This is a genomic window from Paenibacillus sp. FSL R7-0204 (assembly GCF_038002225.1).
GTDB lineage: Bacteria > Bacillota > Bacilli > Paenibacillales > Paenibacillaceae > Paenibacillus_AQ.
This window is the reverse complement of the sequence record NZ_JBBOCA010000001.1, coordinates 3,097,401-3,117,835: the sequence shown is the minus strand read 5'-3', so window position 1 is coordinate 3,117,835 and position 20,435 is coordinate 3,097,401. Positions and strand designations below refer to the sequence as shown.

The window sequence follows — 20,435 nt, the reverse complement described above, 5'->3', positions numbered from 1 at the left end:
CGTCTGTTGAATTAATGGGTCTTGAATGCGGCAGCGGACTTGGCCAGATCCTCGGATAACAGCGCCAGGGCCTGGCAGGTAGCCGCCGTCTCTTCAGAAGCCGCTGCCGATTCCTCGCTGGAGGCCGCAATGGATTGAACCGAGTCCATCACCTCAGCAGCCTGTGCCGATTCCTCTTCGCAGGCGGCAGCAATCTCGTTGACCTTGAGCGAGGAGGTATTGACCATCAGGATGATCTGCTCGAAGGCCTGGCTGGTCATTGAGGACTGCTCTACGCTCTCAGCGACTGCCCTCACACTCTGCTTCGTATTCTCCTGCATGACCTTGATAATCTTCGTAATCTCCTTCGTGGCATCGCTGCTGCGTTCGGCAAGCTTGCGGACCTCGTCCGCCACCACGGCGAAGCCGCGTCCCTGTTCTCCGGCACGTGCCGCTTCAATCGCTGCGTTCAGGGCCAGGAGATTGGTCTGCTCGGCGATATCGTCGATCACTTCGATGATATCGCCGATTTGACTGGAATCGTCTTCCAGCTGCTTCATCTGGTGATTAACGGTCTGCATCCCCTGCAGTGAAGTCTCCACCACGTATCCGCCTTCCCGGGCGGTCCGCACGGTATCATTGGAGAGCTCTGCCGCTTCCTCGGCGCTGGAGGCTACAGAATCAATCGCTATCGACAGCTCCTTGAACAGCTCGGTGATATTGGTCGCCGCCGCCGACTGGTTCGTGCTGGTGCTGGCAATCTCCTGGGTGCTGGCAGAGATCTGTTCAGAAGAGGCCGCAACGCTCTGAGAATTCATCACAATCCCGTTGATTAATTCCTTCAGGTTATGAACCATCCGGTTCAGGGCTGTGGCCAGTTGTCCGACTTCATCCTTAGTAGATATATCCGCTTGCTGCGTCAGATTTCCATTAGCCACTTCTGTAGCTACATGCAGCATCTGCATCAGGGGTCTGGAGATTGATCTTGCGATCAGGTAGCCGATCATAATACTAAGGATAACCGCCGCGATGACCACTGAGATTGTAAGGATGAACGCCGAGGAATACGCGGACTGTGAATGGTTGTTCGCCTGCTCTGCCAGCTCAACGTTCACCTTGATCAGACCGTCCAGATTGTTCAGCACGTTCTGACCCTGTACGGTCAACTGCGTGGTCAGAAATGTATTGAATGCAGCCGTATCATCCTGACCCGCCAGAACAATCGCCTGATCGAACAGCTTTTCGTAACTTGCATACTCCTGGTCAAAAGAGGCCAGCAGCTCTTTTTCACGGGGAGTAGTCGCCAGCGGCCGGTAGTTGTCCACCTTCCGGGCAATCTCCTCGCGGCCTGAAGCAATCTTTTGCTCATAATCGGCAATCTTCACTGTATCTGTTGTGTTGCTCATATCCCGTGTATAGACCTGGTTAAGCTGATAGCTGATCTCGGCAGCAGACAGATCTCTGACGGAAATCAGGTTATTGTTGTACATCTCTTTCATATTCATGTTGTTGCTGCGCAGGGATAGGACCGAATAGACTCCAAGTCCTGCCAGGATTAAAGAGACGATCAAAAAAGCGGAGACGATCTTTGTAGCTGTTTTCAAATTCCCGAACCATTTCATGTGGCTTCCCCCTGTGGTTACATCATAGCGTCCTTCTTCTCGGCGTTAATCTTACACTCCCCTATCAGCCGGCGGGACATCATTAGCTATATTTCGACATTTTATATCAAAAAAATTATATTCCACTTTTAGTTTTTCATATTTTTTTCGTTAAACCCGGTGCAATCCACTCTTAACAAATGGAAATGTTCATTATTCCGCAGCTTGCCCAGAATCTTCTTGACAGAACATAGAAATAAGTTATAAATAAACATAATTAGCAATCGATTCAATCCCATTTTATCCTCCGCGAAAAGAGGCTTGTCATGTCAGCAAAAGTACCTGTGGCCGAAAAACTGGTGTTCTCAGGCGGTCTGCTGGGCCAGAATATGCTCTACAGCTTCATGTCGATGTACATCCTGTTCTTCTATACTGATCTGCTGGGGATTCCGGCAACCACCGCCAGTGTCATTCTGGTAGCAGCAAGCATTATCGATGCTTGTCTTGATCCGCTCATGGGCATGATTACCGATAAAACACGCTCCAGATGGGGGAAATTCCGGCCTTATCTGCTGTTCGCCCCTTTTCTGATCGCGCTGGCGACCATCCTCTGCTTCTGGGACTTCGGCGGTTCCCGGACCGTGACTCTTGTAATCGCTACCGTCTCTTACCTGCTATGGGGAATGCTGTACACGGTTTGTGACACACCGCTCTGGGCCTTGTCGAGCGTAGTCTCCACCGATCCGGGAGAACGCACCTTATTCGTCACACTGGGCAAAATCGGCGGAACGCTCGGCGCAGTCGTTATCACCATCGGCGGTATCCAGCTTCTGCTCGCCTTCGGCGGTGAACGGAATACGCAGGCTTATCTGTACTCGGCAATCATTATCGGGGTCATTGCGGCGCTGTCGATGGTTCTGACCGGGATGCTCACCAAGGAACGGGTCGTTCCTTCCGCTGAGAAGATATCCTTCCGCCAGAACCTGCAAACGGTGTACAAGAACAAGCCGCTGCTCACCCTGCTCGCCTCTCTCTTGATTATCAACCTGGTAAACGGCATCCGGCAGAGCATTCAGCTCTATTATGTGGTCTATGTCTGGGGAGATGCGGGGTATGCCACACAGGTCGGGATCAGTCTGGTGGCCGGTATGCTGCTGGGAATGATCGCAACGCCGCCGCTGCTGCGCCGCTTCGCCAAGAAGAAGGTATTCATTATCTCCTGCATTTTGGGGAGTGTAGCCTGCATTCTGCCTTATCTGCTGGGTGACCATAACGTGATAAACACGCTGGTGTTCTTCGGGGTCAGCTTCTTCTTCTCCGGCATGACGACGATTGTCAGTACCTCGATGCTGCTCGATACGATAGATTATTCGGAATGGAAGCTGGGCTTCCGGGGAGAGGGCATTGTATTCTCGACGAACACCTTCATTACCAAGTTCAGCGGGGCGGTGTCGCGGATGATTATCGGAGCCAGTCTCGGCCTGCTCAGCTACGTGGAGAATCAGCCGGCGACTCCGCAGCTCCGGCACGGCCTTAGCTTCGTGATGTTCCTGCTGCCTGCACTCTGCTTCCTGGCCGCTATTCTGCCGATTCTGTTCTACAATATAACGGAGAAGCAGCGGGTGCAGATCCTGAGCGATCTGAATCATAGCCGGTCCCTTTAGTGGGGCTGGTGGGGGGATGAGCTGATGGAGGAGAGATGATGGCGGGGAGATACTCTTCCCTGATTGAATCGTTCATGGTCAGGGGTGCGTCTAGGTGTAACGGGCTCAGCTGCGCTTATTTCTGCCAAAAGGCACGATTGGAGCAAGTTACGGACTCCACGGCACTTATTGCCGGATTTTCCGCGCCATAACATTGATTATGGAGCAAATAAGGGCGCCATAGTCCGCAAGGCAACCAAATAAGTCTGTTTCTTGTAAATAACGGCTCTCCGGTCCGTAAGGAGCAGGCCCGGTTGAGTAATTTCTCTTCATCCAACCTTGAGAGGGACTAACTTTACCCTTACCACAGAATAATAGGAGGTATTTGGATTATGGATATATCCACACTAGCAGCGTTGATGTCTCCTCCAGATCTTAGCGGGTGCCGGACGGTATTATGTATACAGCCGCACCCGGACGACAATGAGGTAGGCATCGGGGGCACCATTGCCTCATTCGCGGAGCGGGGCTGCGAGATTCATTATCTTACCGTCACGAACGGAGATCTTGGCGCGGTGGACGAGCAGTTGTCTTCCGCCGGGATCGCCGCCATCCGCGCAAGCGAACTGGAAGCAGCCGGAAGATTGCTGGGAGCTACGGTGTTCCACCAATTGGACCATGGCGACGGAACACTGGAGCATATCCCAGCCCTCGCGGGAGAGATTGCCGAGATCATCCGGACGGTCCAGCCGGACCTGGTTCTGTGTCCAGATCCGTGGCTGAGCTATGAGGCGCATTATGACCACATCGTTACCGGCAGGGCCGCTGCCCAGGCTGTCTTGTCCTCCGGGCTGCCCCTGTATCCGAGAGGCACCCTTACCCGGCCATGGCAACCGAAGGCCATCGGCTTCTACTTCACCGCTGAGCCTAATACGGTCATCGACATCACAGACCACTTCGAGCGCAAGTTCAAGGCCATGGCCCTGCACCGCAGCCAGTTCAATGAAGAGCAGCTCGCCATGTACCGGATCTATTTCGGCGAGCAAGGCCGCCAGCTGGCCGAAGGCAGGGGCTTCGGGCTCGGCGAAGGGCTGAAGGTGCTGTCTCCGCTGCACCTGCATTGCTTTGTGGATGCACGGCGGATTTGACGGGTATTAAGCGGGGATCTCCGGGCGAGGGAACGGGGGCCGTGGATCGCTGAGGCAGGCGCGCCCTTCCATTCATAAAACAAGTAGAAAAACGTTAAGCCTGTTGATTAGCTATTTTCTGTTAATAAAATCGACGGCATGAGCTAAATAAATCTTCCACTCCACAGGTAGCTTTTGCAGCGTAAATAATCGATCAAACTCGGCGAACGTTAATCTAGCGCTAACATGCACAGTACTATTTCCCTGTTCAAACAGAAACTTTAGCAACACATACACCAATAAAGCCACGTATAGCTGCCCATATACTGCATTTTCTGTGGTTCCAAATAACTTGGGAATGTTTAAATGCTGCTTAATCCAACGAAAAAATACTTCAATCTGCCAACGTTTCTTATAGATGTCTGCTATGGCTTCGGGGGAGTGCCAGTGCAGATTTGTCGCAAGAATGACGGGATTCCCTTTAGGATCTTTAAGAATCACCACCCGAAACTGATTCTTGCTGAGCGCCTTAACCTTTCCTAATTGGCACGTCAAATCCTGCTCGATACTTCCCTCAAATGGGCGATTTCGCAGGCGCGGGACCGGATTCACGAGCGTGGTGTTATCCTTAAGCCGAATGACAAAATATTGCCGCTCTTTCTTCTCTTGATAGCTGTCAAACAGCTTGTGCTTCCCGTAAGCGCGGTCTGCCACCAAAATATATTGGCTGTCGAGCAGGAAGGCGCAACTGTTTAAATCATGCTGTACAGCCGGGGTCTCCGTCACTTTGTGCAATTCATTCGAGTCCCCAAGTAATCCGACATGCAGCTTAACGCCTGCTTTTCTGCCTTTAATTTGTGCCCAAGGCAAGCGGCCTTGACCGACCGAAATGGTGGTTGAATCCACGATTAACAGTTCTTTCGGAATACCGAGTGACCGCTTGGCCTTCCGATTACAGAGCCCTATCATGAGTTTCAATAGACGCTTAAATAAGGAGAAAGGAACCTCTTTAGCCTTTTTGGAAAGCGTCGAATAATTCACCGCACGTTGTCCCTGAAGGGACATTCGCTGGGCACCGTCTCGGTATCCATCCCACTGCTGAAACGCTGCTTCAGCTAGAAACAAAAACAAATCATACACGGTAAATTTACGCGCAACATCAATATAGTTTAATTCTTCCAGAATCGGACGTAGTTTTTCCTCGGGAATCACCAATTGCAGAATGTTTGAAATTGAAGTAGACTTTTTCATGAGGCCGCCTCGTTTCGGAAGGTTTGTAGGGGTACAAACACTTTATCGAAATGGCGGCCTTTTTGCTACCTTTTTTTGGGTAATCAACAGGCCTAGAAAAACGTATCTTAGTTTTGCGATTTTCAGCATTTGCAGGCAAACAAGTGGAAAAACAGCATCTAATTTCATTGTTTTTTCTATTTTATATAATTTGCGTTTAATTAAGTGCTGTTTTTCCAATGATTGTCGTGGCAAGCCATTTCCGTTCATCAGCAAGTGTACAAAATCCACCTATTTTTTCATTCCTGTATTTTGCAGCCAACGGGCTTATCGCTATGCCCCAACATACCGGCCTAAAGCATACTCGCCCAATCCGATTCAGTACTTATCCGCAACGGTTCAAACTAATACTGCCCCTTCTTTACAAAAATAGCAGCAATCCCCCATCTATGCGGAGATTTGCTGCTCTTTGTTAGGCGGGAAGCTCGGACAAACGGTAGTAGGGGATGTTCAATACTGGCTTGAAGCCCAGCTTCTGCGCCAGTCTGTACGAGCCCACATTCTCTTGGCGGCAGCCCCACACCGGCTCCAGGCCCTGCTCCAGACAGTAATCGATTAACTTACAGCACACTGAGAAGGCAAAATGCTTCCCCCGGTGACCCGGTGCCGATTCGATTCCAATCTCCAGCTGATCGGTTGTCCGGTAAGCCGAGAAGGCGCTGGAGGCCTGCTCTCCCTCCCACAGTAAAGTGTATCCTTTGCCAGAAGCCAGGAAGTGCTCCGCGTCACGCCAGAAATACCGGGGAATCACCGCACCCGTCTGCTCGCTGAACCCTTCACCGTCCATCTGGACAATCTCCGCATCCTGCCGGAAACATTGCGCCTTCGCACGATAGTAGACCTCCGGATCGAACGTAAAATTCACCCGGGTCTGTATATACATTCTGCGTTTATCCTCCGCATCAAGCCGTGCATTATGCCCAATAAGCATTGCTTCAATCAGCGGGTCCCAGCACCCTGCCGGATCAGCCTGCAGCCATTCTGCTGAATGCCGGTGCCCCGTCTTGTTCGTAATATAGTCAGATAAGCTGCGGTTAAACTCCTCATTGCCGGAATCTCCATAGACCAGCGACATCCCGTATTCATGAGCCACATAGAAGGTACGGGGGGTATGTACAGAATCCACATACACACTGCCTGTCGTCTGCCCACTCAGCACTCCTTCAGCGAACAGGGTGTTGATCTTCACTTCCTTTAGCAGCGGCCGGGCAAGGGCGTAATCCCGGCTATCTAGCTTCAGCATGCTTATCTCCCTCTTTTCTTAGGATCAGTATAAGTATTGAACAACCAGCGGAAATTCCACTCGAAGATATGAGAGCCCTCCCATGTATCAAAAGGCTCCGGGATTCCCTTGGCTATCCAGTGCTCTGCACTTTCACCGCTTCGGGCTGCTGTTGCTGCATACTCCTGAATCTCTGTGAGATAGCGCAGCATTTCAGGGATGCTCTCCCGTCCGGCAACCTCCCCATGACCGGGAATCAGCCATGTGAAATCAATCTCCCTGCCAATACGCTCTACAATAGTTGTCCACGCTTCCGGAAATCCATGAAGCATAGCCGGGTGGAATCTGTTCAGAACCAGATCTCCTGCGATCAGCACCTGAACATCAGCAACGTACACCATAGCATCGCTGAGGGTATGCCCGCCGCCATATGTGAACAGATGCAGCGAACGCGCTGAACCGTGAATATCCAGACTATCCTTGAAGGTCACCGCTGCTGTCACCCTGCGGATTGTAGGCGTGGCCTCCAGCAACGCCTGTTTGTCCGATATTTCATAAGCGAGCGCTTGCTGTTGACGGAAATCCGTAGCAGCATTGCGTATCTCCTTCAGTCCTGTGATCTGCTTCTGCAGTCCTTCCTGCCATTCCTCCAGAGCAGGTGCCGCATGGGTTGTCAGCACCTCACGGGTTAGCTTTGTCGATAGAATGACACTACCAGGAAACTCCTGATTACCGTAATGATGATCCCCGTGATAGTGAGTATTAATTATGTATTTGACCGGCTTCCCTGTCAGCTTCTCGGCCGTTTCCCGCAGAAGCCTGGCTGCTGCCGGCAAATTGAAGGTATCCACTACGACCGTACAATCCCCAAGATCGATGATCGACGCATTGCCTACCGCGCCCCGGCCCGGGATAACAATCGCAGCCCACACTCCTTGCGCTACTTCCTCTACCCTGAACATACAGATCTTCCCATCTATATTTTTCTACTTATTATACCTTACTATGTCATGCATGAAGGAATGAATGTTATAATACACTCAATGTCATGCGAATGACTTGAATCCTGGCTCAACCTGAAAGGAAACGACCTATGATGAATACCATTCCCGAATTGAATTTCACGGCTTCCCCTTACTATAATCCCGGTCTCAAAAATGTAGTCATCCTCGCCACCGGCGGTACCATTGCCGGCAGCGGCGAAGCCCATAAAACCTTGAATTACGAGCCGGGTGCCCTGCCCGTGCAGGATCTGCTGGATAGTGTGCCGCACCTGGAACGGCTGGCGAACTGCGCCGGGGTACAGGTCAGCAATCTGTGCAGCGCCGATATTACCAGCGAACACTGGCTTACACTGGCAACCTACATTAACACGCTTGCTCTCCGGGAGGATGTGCACGGGTTCGTCATCACCCACGGCACTGACACCCTGGATGAGACGTCCTACTTCCTGAACCTGGTGATCAAGACCGACAAGCCGGTCATTATTACCGGATCTATGCGCCCTGCCACCGCAATCAGCGCCGATGGTCCCCTCAATCTGTATCAGTCCGTTGCACTAGCAGCGAATCCCGAGGCTTCCGGCCAGGGCGTGATGGTTGTCTTCGCTGAGGGCATCTATAGCGGGCGGGATGTGCAGAAGGTGAACACCTTCAAGGCCAACGCCTTCGATGAGCGAGATTTCGGCTGCCTGGGATATATGCGGGACAGCCATGCCTTCTTCTATACGCGCACCCTGAAGCGGCATACCACCGCAACCCAGTTCGATGTATCTGTGATCCAGGAGCTGCCGGAAGTGTCCGTAGCTTATTTCCATGTGGATGCCAATCCCGGGATTCTGGATTATCTGGCTACGGTCTCCAAGGGGATTGTCATTGCCGGAGCAGGCGGGGGGATCTACAGCAAGCCTTGGATTGACAAGGTGGGGGAGCTGAAGAACAATAACATCCCGGTAGTCCGCTGCTCGCGGATTTCCAGCGGAATTACACTTAAGGATTCCTACATTGATCTGTCAGCCAATTCTATTCCCTGCAACAGTCTGGTCCCGCAAAAAGCCAGAATCCTGCTCTCCCTCGCGCTGACGCAAACCACCGGCTACGATGAAATTGCCGCAATGTTCAACGAGTACTAAACGCTGCCCGCAGATGGCGGGAACTCAAAGGTGAAAACTGCGCCGCCCTCCGGGCGGTTCCGGGCACTAAGCTCTCCGCCGCAGCGTTCCACAATAGCACGTGCGATGGCGAGTCCCAGCCCGGATTCGCCATTTTTCCCTTTGACGAACCTGTGAAACAGGCTGGGCAGCAGCTCTTCTGCAATGCCCGGACCATCGTCAGCAACCGTTAATATGATCCTTCCCTTGCTTGTAAGCACCTCTACATCAATTCGCTTCTCGGCATAACGGGCCGCATTGGATAATACGTTCAGCAGAGCTTGCAGCAGCTTATCCCGGTCCGCTCTTACCATCCCCCCATGGTCCCCGGAGACTGCCGGATGCAGTGACAGCTTCCTTGCCGCCAGCAACGGATTGACCCGCTCCACCGCCTCGCTCAGCAGCTCCTCCAGATCCGTATCCTCCGCCTGATAAATATCCTCTTCACTGTCCAGCTTCGCCAGAAGAGTCATTTCACTGACCAGATCACGTAAGCGCCCGCTTTCACTCAGAATGATATCCAGTCCTTTACGGACGCCCTCTCCTTCAAATACCCCATCCCTAATGCCCTCCGCATAACCCGATATCGACATCAGCGGAGACTTTAGCTCATGCGAGGCATTCTGGAAAAATTGCTTCTGCACCCGGTTGAACCTGTGCAGCTCACCGGCCATCTCGTATACTGCCCTGGCGACAGAACCGATTTCACCGCCTGCCCGGACCAGATTCACCTCGGCAAACCGGCGGTTTTTCACTTTCCCCAGTTCCTGACGCAGGCTGATCAGCGGATCAATCAGCTTCCGCGTAATGAACAGGCTGAACAGGAGCATTACTGCCGCTCCCGCAGCAAAGACAAGAATCAGCCGTTTCAAGAGCGACTGCTCGATGGCCTTGATTCTGCTGACAGGCGTCAGCAGGGTGAGCTTACCTTGAGGAAGTGTATTGACCTGCACCAGATAACGCGGATCATTGCCATCCCATAAGCTCTGCAGGCTCCCCTGCTCCATAGCTGTGACATCCACCGTTACCCCGGACTGCACGGGCAGAGCCGGGAGATATCCCGAGACCACATTCCCCTGCTGGTCGCTCACGATGGCCTGTACTCCGCTGGAAAGCGTAGGATATGGAGCCGTAAGCGGCTCGCTTTTTCCCAATGTGAATGCCCCTCCTTCTGCGAATGGAGCCCGCTGCAGACTCGCGGTAAGGGAAGCGCCCAGCGTCCTTAATCCCTCTTGCTCCTTGCCAATGAAATGGTCCATCAGTACATAATGGATCATCACTCCCGAGATAGACAGGACCAGCAGCAGAGACAGCCCAAAAGCAACGTTGATCTGATGCACCAGCTTCAGCTTTTTCATCCGCAGGTTTAGCCTTTCCGCTATCCTCTTCATTCCTGCACCTCTCTCATACGGTAGCCGTGACCCCAGACCGATTCCAGCGGCAAGCCGTCCATTTTTTTGCGGATGCGCTTGATCAGATGGTCGACAGCGCGGTCGCTGCCGAAATAATCCTCTCCCCAGACATGGCCCAGCAGCTCTTCGCGCGTAAAGGCCCGGTTCGGACTTCCCGCAAAGACCATCAGCATCAGGAACTCCTTGCTGGTCAGCTCCACTTCCTTTCCCCACCAGAAGGATCTTCTCTCCTCAGGATGCAGCAGCAGACTGCCCAGCTCTATCCCTGTATGCACAGCAGGCACAACAGCCGCAGACTGGGACTGCTGAAGACGTTCCCAACGTTTCAACTGGCGGTTGATCCGGGCTACCAGCTCACGGGGACTGAAGGGCTTGACCAGATAATCGTCGCTGCCAAGCTCCAGACCCAGGATTTTATCCACTTCATTATCCTTGGCAGAGATCATAATAATCGGCACCTCCGCTTCATCGCGAATACGCCTGCACAGCTCATAGCCGTCCATTCCCGGAAGCATAATATCAAGCACCCACATGCCGGGAGGATCATTCCTCCATAAATCCCACGCCTCCTCGGCACTTCCAAGGCCAATCGTCCGGTAATTCTCCTTATGTAAATAAGCTTCCACCAGATTGCGTATATTCTCGTCATCGTCCACAACGGCAATGACCGTTTGATTGATCATCCAGGTAACCTCCGTGATTTGTCTCTTCACCATTATAGCAAGCGGGTGAGCGGTATAGGGCGCTGCCATTGTTTTTCCACATTGCTGACCCTCTCGTGCCACAGAAGCCCGCTATAGTGAGAGCTGTAAGACAAACCACCTGAAGGAGTGTTCGTACATGAATCGACTAATCGTGAAAAGAATGGCTCTATCCACCCTGCTGCTGTCCAGTATCGCCACCCCGGTCTTCGCGGATACGGGAATCGCTTCGCCCACAGTACAGGGACCCACTGCCACCATAAGCACGGCCACTGCATCCACAAATGGCAGTAAGCTGCCCCCCTTGCTTGAACCGCAGGTTCTGGAGCTGGTGAACAGCTATGCACCGGAAACATCCCAGACTTGGCGGGATACGCTCAGCCGCTACCATGATTTGACAAGCACGAAGGCGCTTAGCGTGGATCTGACCACGGCATTGTCCGCCACTCCATGGACAGAAAAAACCGGGATTATGGAGGTGCAATTAGCCACGCCTGGAACGTTGACAGACGCCGAAACGGTTCCGCTTGCCATTGTGCCGGAATACGGGGCAACCGTGGGCCACGTTGAGGCAGTCCTATCTGCCTCAGCAGTTGCAGACCTCAAGCTAGCGGCGTCTGACCATTTGGAATCCGGCAAGCTTGCCAATGCGGTAACCATACATGTGGCGTATATCGACGGCTTATTCAAAGAGCAGGCTGCTCTGGCAGAGGCTGCACAAGCCACAGATGCAGCAGCAATTAAGCAGGCACTGTCTGCACTGCTGAGACAATATAAGGATCTTAACCACAAGCTGGAAGAAGCGAAATAAACCACGCGGACCCTGTATTCCATTAGAAAAGCAGGCCAAGGAATCTTGATATGATCCCCCTATAGTAGACAGAAAAAAGCAAGCCGATTATTCTGTCTACTATGGAGGGGATTTTTTATGGGTGAAATGAGGAAAACGTACGATGAGAAGTTTAAGAAAAAGACAGTAGACCTCTACCTCAAAAAGGGGTTGGGATATAAAAGTGTAGCACTTGAAATGGGGATTAACGATTCCTTGGTTCGCCGATGGGTGAAGCACTTTAAGGTAGAGGGATTAAAGGGTCTTGAAGAAAAAAGAGGGAAGGCGAAAGGACCCGGAATGGGCAGACCCCGAACACGTCCCGAAGATCCAGAGACCAAGATCAAGCGCCTTGAGGCGGAAAATGAAATGCTAAAAAAGCTCTTACAGATGTGAAAGGAGGAATGGACGCTGTCCCAAGCAGCAAAAAGTTTACAGTGATTAAGGAAATGCTTCATAAGAAATACAACCTTACCCTGCTGTGCAACCTGGCTGGGGTATCTAGGAGTGGCTTTTACAAGTGGTTGAATCGACAAACGTTCGTTTCACTGAAGCAACGCGAAGACGAAGCCTTGAAGCTTAAAATCGTCGAATGCTTTGAGAAGCTAAAAGGTATTTATGGATACCGCAGGGTGAAGGTTTGGCTAAAGCGTACCTACGCCATCCACGTGAATCACAAGCGTGTACAGCGACTCATGGGCGAACTAGGACTTCAAGCAGTCATTCGGAGGAAAAGGCCTTATTACGGCAAGAAAGAGGCTTACGTCATCTCTGACAACCATCTGAATAGAGAGTGTACAGCAGACCAGCCGAACCAAAAGTGGGTTACGGATATCACTTATCTAATCTTCAACGGGCAAAGGCTGTATTTGTCTGCGATTAAAGATCTGTTTAACAATGAAATTGTAGCGTACCAGATTAGCCCTAAGAATGATTTAAAACTGGTATTTGATACGGTCAAAAAGGCGAGAAAACGGCGTGATACTGAAGGGGTTCTTTTGCACAGCGACCAAGGATTTCAGTATACTAGCCGCCAATACAGCAGCCTACTGAAGCGATACGGTATAAAGGCCAGTATGTCCCGAAAGGGAAACTGCTGGGACAATGCCTGTATGGAGAACTTCTTTGGTCATTTTAAAGCCGAGTGTTTCTACCTCCACTCCTTCCACTCTGCTAAGCAGGTGAAGCATGCTGTGCAGCAATACATCCATTTTTACAACCATGCACGTTTCCAAACGAAGCTAAACAACCTGAGTCCTCATGAATACCGAACTCAGGCTGCTTAAATATTGCTTTTTTATTACTGTCTACTTGACAGGGGTCACTTCATCTCTCCCTGGCCTGCTTTTTCTTTTTAGATCATTAATATAACGTAGCCGCCGCCTAACGGCGAGGATACATCGGATAAGGGTAGAATGCCGCCGCAGGCTGTTGGGCAACGTAGGCGGGCATGCTTTTGGCGGACGGACCCATATTCATTCCCCCGGCAGAGCCTGCAACAGCACAGCCCGGAGGGGGTCCAAGAATAATCGATTCCTTCAGCGGAGCCACGGCCATTGCGTACTCCTCTTCATTAATACAATAGGCGCGCTGGATGACCTCTTTGGGAACGGCCCGCAGGAAGTCTGAACCATACACAATATCCGGTGTCGGCGCATCGAAGATCGCCAGGAAATGGGCTTGTTCGCTCTCGGCCAGAATCCAGTGGAACCAGCCCTTCGGGAAGACAGCAATTTGTCCGGCCTTCAGATGATAGGTCATCAGCTTCTGGGTGAACGGATCGAACACGGAGGCAATTAGCTCCCCGCTAATCACGAAGATCATCTCCGTCACGTTCGTGTGCCAGTGCGGCTGGACGATGAAGCCTCTGCTCATATGGGCATTGAAGAACCCGTTGCGTATCGCGGGAAGCTGTTCGCCAAAAAGCTGTGTAATATAATTGTTCGCATCCCGCTTATAATTAAGCACCTGGTTAGAATCGGCGGCAAGCTTCAGGTCCGGTGCCTGCAATACTGGATCTAGCATGATTAGTTCCTCCTCAGACTGGATTGTTGCCTTAAGTAACACTGGGCATTCGTCCAGATACTGTATGCAGGGGAGGAACTCTTTGACACTAGAGACAGGTGCGGACTAGATCAGACGAGCGATACTCTCAATCTCCACGGCGGAAGCTGCGAGCTGCTGCATCGAGGCGGTAATCTCCTCTGTGGCTGCGGCCTGACGTTCGCTTTGTGCCAGACAATCCGTAAGCACGGCATCCATCTGGTTAATCTTCTGCTTGATCATCTGTAGAATACCGGCAATATCCTTCGCCGATGAAGCACTGGACACTGACATTTTGCGGATCTCTTGGGCCACGATACCGAAGCCCCGTCCATGCTCAGCGGCATGTGCCGCTTCAATCGCTGCATTGAGCCCCAGCAGGTTGGAATTCTCCGCCACCTTGCGGATGAAATCCAGAATCTCGTCGGTCTGCTGCAGATCCTCTACCACCTTCTGGCCCAGCTCCTTCAGATCCCGGGCGGTATTCGCCAGATCCGAGGCCGTGCCCGCAATCTCTACCGATGTCGAGCTGATCTCGTCGGAGGTCACCGCCAGCGCATTCGCTGCATCGCTGAGCGTTACCTGATTGCTGAGGCTGATTCCGATCGTGAACACCCCTGTCACCACCCCGTTCCGGTCCCGGATAGGCATGGATGACGATTTAAAAGGAATTCCGTAGATCTCTCTTGGAATCGTAGTGCTGACTTCCTCCCCGCTCTCCAGAGCAGCCCGGATTCCTCCGCTGGGCGGTACCGGAGAACCTAGTTCAATCTTGGCTTTCAATTCCTTCCCTTGCAGATAATATATGAACTTGTCCCGATCTGCCAAAGCAAACATTACATCCAGCGGGAACAGCCGCTGCACCAGGGGCAAAGATACTTCAAGCGCCTTCCGCAGCTGGTCCAATTCTGATTCTTGTCCTGATTCCTGTTCGGATTCGTGTTCGGTATTCATTGCTTCAACAGCTCCCTAATCATATTTATTTATGTACATCTCTTATCGCTCTAATCCTATCGCTCGAACAATGTAACACAGTTGCGGCCTTCAGCCTTGGACTGGTACAGTGCATCGTCACCCAGCTTGTAGATATCCTCCTCGCGAAGACCATCCACAAGTACGGCGGCTACGCCAATAGAGACGGTAATTCTTCCGTATTCCGGACTTAGATCATGCTGTATCCCCAGCTCCGCAATGCTTCGTCTGATCAATTCAGCGAACATGCGGGACTCTGGCGGAGTCAGTCCGGCGGCCACAATCCCGAATTCCTCCCCGCCCAGCCGGAACGCGGTTCCATCCGCCTGTTCAGCCAGTTCCTTTAGAACCCCGCCTATTCTGCGCAGTACCGTATCGCCTTCATAATGCCCGTAGGTATCATTGAATTTTTTGAAATAATCAATATCCAGCATCAGGTAGGTTAAATACCGTTTGCCGGCAGCAGCCTTATCCACCTCATCCAGGAACAGTTTATTGAAGTATCTGCGGTTGTACAGCCCGGTTAATTCATCGGTGATGGAGATCCGTTCAATCAGACTGATATACTTGCTCAGCTCTCCGTTGTTGAATTCCAGCTCCTTCGTCCGCTCGGCCACCAGTTCCTCCAGATGCTCCTTATGGCGACGCAGCTCCTCCTCCGCCTTCTTACGCTCAGTGATATCCTTGATCGTTCCCTGAATCGCCGGTTTATCCTGATACATGATTCTGACGACCTTATGAATGGCGATGACTTCAAGGGACTTATCCTTATGCAAAAGCCTTGTCTCGTACTCTTCCGGTGCCTGCTTGCCCTCGACTCGTCTGGCATAATAATGCATCACCTTCTCCCGCTCCGGGGGGGTAATGAAATTCCCGAAGGGCTGCTCCAGCATCTCGCCCGGCTGATAGCCGAGCATCTGCTCCAGAGCCTCATTAACATAGACACAGCGCATATCCTGGACCACGAACACCCCGTCCTGCAGGTTGTTGACCAGTTGGCGGTACTTCTCCTCAGAGCGCTCAAGCTCATTATACAGACTGGCATTCTCAAGCGAGAAAACCATCTCTCTGGACAGCAGATTGATAATCTTCATCCGTTCCTCGGTGAATACGCCGGTCACCAGATTATTCTCCAGATAGATGATGGCAATCGTCTTATTCTGGTTAATCAGCGGCATGCAGACCATCGATTTCGGCTGCTGCCTTACAATATAAGGATCATTCACGAACGGAGTCTCGGAATACGCATCATTGTAGATCAGGCTCTCCCGGCTCTCCTCCACCGCTCTGATGATCGCGGCAGGCAGATTGTCCAGCTGATGCGGCTCATGAATCGCCACGGAGATCCGGTCTGTGTCCGCTTTATATTCCCCTTCGACCAGAAGATTGGCCTTAGAGGTCATCAGGATGCAGCCCCGCTGCGCCCCGGCATTCTTGATCACGATCTGCATCAGCGCTTCCAGCAGGTGGTTCAGCTCAATCTCTTTGGAGATGGCCTGCGAAGCCAGAATGATGGAATTGAGATCGATGCTCGCCGTATAGTCCGTCACCGTCCTGCCATGCATGAACTCCTTGGTGTTGATTTTCTGAACCAGGGCAGGGTAACGCTCCTTGATGAACGCGATCTTCTCCTTGGCGCCCCAGACCGAATAATAATATTCGGATTGCCTGAGCAGATAGGCGGCGAACTCATTGAAGCCTTTGTCCATATAGTACCGGGCCGCCAGCTCGTTGCAGAGTGCCTTATAGCGGATGAAGCTGCCCTGCTCGCTGGCCTCAATCGCCAGATCATAATAATAGCCTGCGCGGGTGTTGTTCCCGGAGATCCGGGCCCATTCGGCCCTCATCAGATATTCATGCTGGCGGAAGGTTCCCGGTGCATTGCTGGCCCATTTGCGTACCCGGCCGAGCTCCTTGCGCATTTTGGATCTGGCCTTCCGCTTGCCGCCTACCCCCAAACTTTTGTAAGCATAAGCCAGATTCAGGAACGTGTACAATACGAACTCCTCCATAAAAGCCGATCCGGCCAGCGTCCCGATAATCGGATATGCCCGCTCAATGTACTCTAGTGCTTCATCATGCTTTTCGTAGAGAAACAGCAGCTTCATTTTGTAAATATAGTAGATGGCAATTCCCGAGTAATACCTTGCTTCCTGCAATTCGTGCAGATAAACCTCTTCACTAAAGGCTTCATTATTGAATGAGGTACGCTCCGGCAGCTCTCCGGCAAGGCTGAGATAATACTGGCGGGCCAGCTGTGCGGTGGCAAGCGACTCCTTATATTTCGTATTCTCGATCATAGAGATCGTACGGGCACTTTCCTGAAGCAACGCCGGGACATCCATCGACGGATTCCAGAGATTCACATAGAAGGCAGAATGGGCGAGATAGAGCAGATCCCCTGTCCGCAGACTGGCTTCAATCGAGGTACCGAACCAGTCCTGGAGCGTATCCCAGGGCTCGGTCCAGGCGTGACTGAACAGTGTATACAGAACATGCGCCGCGCCTTTCCACTGCAAATCATTGAATTTGTCGTTAATTCTAATCCCGAGACGTCCATAAGCGAAGGCCCCCCGGGTATCCCCGAAGCCGGACAAGAGCATAGCATAGCCGATAAAAGCAAGCGCCGACTCCGGCGAGTTGCCGTATTTCAGCGTCAGCCCCACCTTCTTCAGCACCACCAGCCCGAACAGCGAGGTCTCCCCCGAGATAAACGCCGGCGGTATAAAGTTAACCAGCAGCCGCATGACCAGCTTCATCTCCGGGTCCTGCATCTCCGGCAGTGCAAAAATCGACTCCGGCGTTCTCCCGCGCAGCGCGTTCTTAACGACCAGCAGTTCCTTAAGGACTGCGGCCATCCCTGCCTTCGCCGGAATCTTGATGCCGAGCGCCTTCAGCCCCCGTCTCCCCGAAGCAATCGACTCGGGCATCATCCCCAGGTACATATAATGATTGGTCTGCATCTCATAGATTTCCGCAATAGCCATCCGCTCCGTAGTCTGCTCCAGCAGCAGACGGCAAGCCTGGTCCCCCTGGTCGATATGATGAGTGAGATAGCTGCATTCCGCATACAGCCTGTAGATCTCCGCTGCCTGCCCCGGATCTGTGCTCCAGATCTGCTCCGGGAGCAACTCCATTGCCGCTTCCAGCAGCATGAAGGCCGAATCATACCCGTATCCTGCTTTGGCCTTATAGGCTGCCCGCAGATTCAGAGCGACGATCTCACGCGCCTCAGCGCTATCGGTGATTAACTTCAGTCCTTGATTGATGTGGGTGGCGATATCGACCAGCTTGTCCTCCACTTCCTCCTCTGCCAGATTCCGCAGCAGGAGCCGGCCGATACTAAGATGAAGCCTCTTCCCCCGTTCAGGATCAAGCAGCTGATAGAAGGCCTGCTGAATCCGGTCATGGGCGAATTTCAGCCGGATGCCCATCTGGGCAGCCTCGCGGCCGGATTCGGCAAGTGTAGCCGAGAATATGGCGTACTTATGGTCGGCAGGGACGATATATTCTTCCTGGACCGCCCGGGTAATCGCAGCAGCAATTACCTCCGGCGCTACTTCTCCGATCAGCGTCAGCATCCCGTAATCAAACACACTGCCGGCCGCCGAGCTTAGCATCAGGATATGGCGGACCTCCTCCGGCAGATGCTGCAGCTGTCCAACCAACAAATCCACCACACTGTCATGGACCGGCAGCGCCTCCAGCTCCTCCAGACTCCAGCTCCATTCCCCGTTCCGTTTATCGAAATAGATAATCCCGCGCCGGTGAAGATCCTTCAGCATTTCCGTCAGGAAAAAGGAATTCCCCTTGGACCGCTTATATAACCGTCCGGTAATTCCTTCAACGCGTTCCATGCTGCTGTATAGCGTATCTGCCACAAGGCTTTGTACATCTGTCTCTTGCAGCGGCTGAAGCTGAATACGTCCAACCTCACGGTTCTTGCCGATCTTGGCCATCGCGGCGAACAAGGGATGACCTTCATGGATCTCATTCTGCCGGAAGGAGCAGATCACAAGCATCCGCTGCAGATGATTATCCAGCACCAGCTTCTCCACCAGCTGCAGGCTGGAATAATCCGCCCACTGGACATCATCCAGGAAGAGGACCAGCGGCCGGTCCGGATGCGTCACCCCCTGCACGAACTTGGCAAAGGTCAGGAAGAACCGGTTCGTCTCCTCGGCCGGACTCAGCAGCTCCGGCTCCGGCTGGGCCCCTATCCAGTTGGCAAGCTCAGGGATCAAGCCCGTAATCACACCGCCATTCCCGCCAAGCAGCCGGGTCAGCGAACGGGTGATCTCACGCTTATACTCCTCATCGGGGCTCTCCATGAGCTGGCTGACCAGCCTGCGGAAGGCCTGGATGAGCGCACTGTACGGAATGTTCTTATTGTACTGGTCGAACTTCCCTTCCGCGAAGAGCCCCTTCTCCCTGCTGATCGTCCGGTGCAGCTCATGGACCAGAGCAGTCTTACCTGCACCTGCATCACCAGAGACCAGCATGAGCTGGGAATTCGAATTAATGCTGCTGCGGAAGGCCGCCTCCAGGCAGGACAGCTCCTGCTGTCTGCCGACAATCTTTTGCGGAATGCGGAAGGTGTTCAGCAGATCCTCCGTTCCAATCTCGAAATCCTTCTGCCCGGCCAGGCATTTCTTCAGATCGGCCTTGATGCCGTGAGCGCTGCGGTACCGGTCCTCCGACGACTTCTCCATCAGCTTCATAATGACCGCCGACAAGCCCCTGCTGACCCTGCCTCCGGTTGCATTGTAAGGAGAGACGGCTTCCTTCGCAATGATGGAATAGATCTGCTCCAGCATCTCGGACGATGGATACGGCATAAGGCCGGTCATCATCTCATACAGGACCACACCCAGTGAATAGTAGTCACTCCGGTAATCAATATTGCGGTTCATCCGGCCGGTCTGTTCTGGTGAGATGTACAACAGACTGCCCTCCAGCACGCCGCTGTTCTGGAAATCCCGTCTCTCCTTGGACAGCTTCACTGCAAGGTCGAAATCAATCACCTGGACAATATCCCGCTCCCGGTTCCAGATGATATTCGACGGCTTGATATCCTTATGAATCACATTCTGCTCATGAATGGAGCCCAGAATATCCACAACCTTGACCGCCAGCTTCAGCATGGCCTCCTCCCCCGGCTGCTCTTCCTCCAGAATCTGCTTCAGCGAACGCCCGAATATATCCTCAAGGACCATGACGTACAGGCCGTTCTGCTCTTCGAGCCTCAGGGGACGGATAACCCCTTCTGTACTGGTGCTAAGCTCAGTGAGCAGCTTATATTCCTGCTTGAAGCGCATCACCGCTTCCGTTCCGGCAAACTCCGATTTTAACACCTTGAGAATGACCGTTTCTGCAGAGGAAGCCTCAGTGCACCGGTATACGGCTTTTATAGGATTATCTGAAATGGTCTCCAGAACCTGATAATGGTCATTAGCAATCATTGTAC

General features: G+C 52.6%; 15 protein-coding genes. 6 read left to right on the top strand and 9 right to left on the bottom strand.

What is annotated here, in order from left to right; translation table 11 throughout:
• Positions 1-11: 11 nt before the first annotated feature.
• Positions 12-1,601, bottom strand: coding sequence for a methyl-accepting chemotaxis protein (locus tag MKX42_RS13830; RefSeq protein ID WP_340752993.1), 1,590 nt, complete (start codon positions 1,599-1,601; stop codon positions 12-14).
• 305 nt (positions 1,602-1,906) lie between these two features.
• Here MKX42_RS13830 and MKX42_RS13825 point away from each other — a divergent pair, with 305 nt between their 5' ends.
• Complete coding sequence (locus MKX42_RS13825; RefSeq protein ID WP_340752992.1) at positions 1,907-3,244, top strand: MFS transporter; 1,338 nt, start codon at positions 1,907-1,909, stop codon at positions 3,242-3,244.
• A gap of 371 nt (positions 3,245-3,615) precedes the next feature.
• On the top strand, positions 3,616-4,371 hold the full coding sequence (locus tag MKX42_RS13820) for a PIG-L deacetylase family protein (RefSeq protein ID WP_340752991.1): 756 nt from the start codon (positions 3,616-3,618) through the stop codon (positions 4,369-4,371).
• Positions 4,372-4,482: 111 nt separating this feature from the next.
• Here MKX42_RS13820 and MKX42_RS13815 read toward each other — a convergent pair whose 3' ends face one another.
• From MKX42_RS13815 to MKX42_RS13805, 3 genes are all read right to left on the bottom strand, one after another.
• Positions 4,483-5,601, bottom strand: coding sequence for an IS4 family transposase (locus MKX42_RS13815; RefSeq protein WP_340752990.1), 1,119 nt, complete (start codon positions 5,599-5,601; stop codon positions 4,483-4,485).
• 451 nt (positions 5,602-6,052) lie between these two features.
• Entirely contained in the window at positions 6,053-6,883 is an 831-nt protein-coding gene (locus tag MKX42_RS13810) for a GNAT family N-acetyltransferase (RefSeq protein ID WP_340752989.1), read from the bottom strand.
• A gap of 2 nt (positions 6,884-6,885) precedes the next feature.
• Complete coding sequence (locus MKX42_RS13805; RefSeq protein WP_340752988.1) at positions 6,886-7,824, bottom strand: MBL fold metallo-hydrolase; 939 nt, start codon at positions 7,822-7,824, stop codon at positions 6,886-6,888.
• A 131-nt stretch (positions 7,825-7,955) separates the two neighbouring features.
• Here MKX42_RS13805 and MKX42_RS13800 point away from each other — a divergent pair, with 131 nt between their 5' ends.
• Positions 7,956-8,993: an asparaginase gene (locus MKX42_RS13800; RefSeq protein WP_340752987.1), complete on the top strand. Its 1,038-nt coding sequence runs from the start codon at positions 7,956-7,958 to the stop codon at positions 8,991-8,993.
• On the opposite strand, the gene MKX42_RS13795 is transcribed toward MKX42_RS13800, so the two are convergent.
• Together MKX42_RS13795 and MKX42_RS13790 are read right to left on the bottom strand one after the other, a co-directional pair.
• Positions 8,990-10,402: a sensor histidine kinase gene (locus MKX42_RS13795; RefSeq protein ID WP_340752986.1), complete on the bottom strand. Its 1,413-nt coding sequence runs from the start codon at positions 10,400-10,402 to the stop codon at positions 8,990-8,992. The two genes, MKX42_RS13800 and MKX42_RS13795, sit on opposite strands and share 4 nt — an antisense overlap.
• Complete coding sequence (locus tag MKX42_RS13790) at positions 10,399-11,106, bottom strand: response regulator transcription factor (protein ID WP_340752985.1); 708 nt, start codon at positions 11,104-11,106, stop codon at positions 10,399-10,401. The genes MKX42_RS13795 and MKX42_RS13790 overlap by 4 nt, the downstream gene beginning before the upstream one ends.
• A gap of 157 nt (positions 11,107-11,263) precedes the next feature.
• On the opposite strand from MKX42_RS13790, the gene MKX42_RS13785 reads away from it, so the two are divergent.
• From MKX42_RS13785 to MKX42_RS13775, 3 genes are all read left to right on the top strand, one after another.
• Positions 11,264-11,935 carry a hypothetical protein gene (locus MKX42_RS13785; protein WP_340752984.1) on the top strand — a complete coding sequence of 224 codons (672 nt, stop codon included), beginning with the start codon at positions 11,264-11,266 and terminating at the stop codon, positions 11,933-11,935.
• A gap of 117 nt (positions 11,936-12,052) precedes the next feature.
• On the top strand, positions 12,053-12,349 hold the full coding sequence (locus MKX42_RS13780) for a transposase (protein ID WP_340752983.1): 297 nt from the start codon (positions 12,053-12,055) through the stop codon (positions 12,347-12,349).
• Between the two features lie 8 nt (positions 12,350-12,357).
• Positions 12,358-13,239, top strand: a complete 882-nt coding sequence (locus MKX42_RS13775; protein WP_340752982.1) for an IS3 family transposase — start codon at positions 12,358-12,360, stop codon at positions 13,237-13,239.
• A 97-nt stretch (positions 13,240-13,336) separates the two neighbouring features.
• On the opposite strand, the gene MKX42_RS13770 is transcribed toward MKX42_RS13775, so the two are convergent.
• The 3 genes from MKX42_RS13770 to MKX42_RS13760 all read right to left on the bottom strand — a co-directional run bounded on the left by MKX42_RS13770 (position 13,337) and on the right by MKX42_RS13760 (position 20,430).
• Positions 13,337-13,978 carry a cupin domain-containing protein gene (locus MKX42_RS13770; RefSeq protein ID WP_340752981.1) on the bottom strand — a complete coding sequence of 214 codons (642 nt, stop codon included), beginning with the start codon at positions 13,976-13,978 and terminating at the stop codon, positions 13,337-13,339.
• A 105-nt stretch (positions 13,979-14,083) separates the two neighbouring features.
• On the bottom strand, positions 14,084-14,950 hold the full coding sequence (locus MKX42_RS13765; RefSeq protein ID WP_340752980.1) for a methyl-accepting chemotaxis protein: 867 nt from the start codon (positions 14,948-14,950) through the stop codon (positions 14,084-14,086).
• A gap of 56 nt (positions 14,951-15,006) precedes the next feature.
• The gene (locus MKX42_RS13760; RefSeq protein ID WP_340752979.1) at positions 15,007-20,430 is read right to left on the bottom strand and encodes a diguanylate cyclase; all 5,424 of its coding nucleotides are present in this window, start codon (positions 20,428-20,430) and stop codon (positions 15,007-15,009) included.
• Between the last annotated feature and the right edge of the window lie 5 nt (positions 20,431-20,435).

Coding starts and splice junctions, on each gene's coding strand:
- MKX42_RS13830 (WP_340752993.1), bottom strand. CDS start 1,601: ATGAAATGGTTCGGGAATTTGAAAACAGCTACAAAGATCGTCTCCGCT.
- MKX42_RS13825 (WP_340752992.1), top strand. CDS start 1,907: ATGTCAGCAAAAGTACCTGTGGCCGAAAAACTGGTGTTCTCAGGCGGT.
- MKX42_RS13820 (WP_340752991.1), top strand. CDS start 3,616: ATGGATATATCCACACTAGCAGCGTTGATGTCTCCTCCAGATCTTAGC.
- MKX42_RS13815 (WP_340752990.1), bottom strand. CDS start 5,601: ATGAAAAAGTCTACTTCAATTTCAAACATTCTGCAATTGGTGATTCCC.
- MKX42_RS13810 (WP_340752989.1), bottom strand. CDS start 6,883: ATGCTGAAGCTAGATAGCCGGGATTACGCCCTTGCCCGGCCGCTGCTA.
- MKX42_RS13805 (WP_340752988.1), bottom strand. CDS start 7,824: ATGTTCAGGGTAGAGGAAGTAGCGCAAGGAGTGTGGGCTGCGATTGTT.
- MKX42_RS13800 (WP_340752987.1), top strand. CDS start 7,956: ATGATGAATACCATTCCCGAATTGAATTTCACGGCTTCCCCTTACTAT.
- MKX42_RS13795 (WP_340752986.1), bottom strand. CDS start 10,402: ATGAAGAGGATAGCGGAAAGGCTAAACCTGCGGATGAAAAAGCTGAAG.
- MKX42_RS13790 (WP_340752985.1), bottom strand. CDS start 11,106: ATGATCAATCAAACGGTCATTGCCGTTGTGGACGATGACGAGAATATA.
- MKX42_RS13785 (WP_340752984.1), top strand. CDS start 11,264: ATGAATCGACTAATCGTGAAAAGAATGGCTCTATCCACCCTGCTGCTG.
- MKX42_RS13780 (WP_340752983.1), top strand. CDS start 12,053: ATGGGTGAAATGAGGAAAACGTACGATGAGAAGTTTAAGAAAAAGACA.
- MKX42_RS13775 (WP_340752982.1), top strand. CDS start 12,358: ATGGACGCTGTCCCAAGCAGCAAAAAGTTTACAGTGATTAAGGAAATG.
- MKX42_RS13770 (WP_340752981.1), bottom strand. CDS start 13,978: ATGCTAGATCCAGTATTGCAGGCACCGGACCTGAAGCTTGCCGCCGAT.
- MKX42_RS13765 (WP_340752980.1), bottom strand. CDS start 14,950: ATGAATACCGAACACGAATCCGAACAGGAATCAGGACAAGAATCAGAA.
- MKX42_RS13760 (WP_340752979.1), bottom strand. CDS start 20,430: ATGATTGCTAATGACCATTATCAGGTTCTGGAGACCATTTCAGATAAT.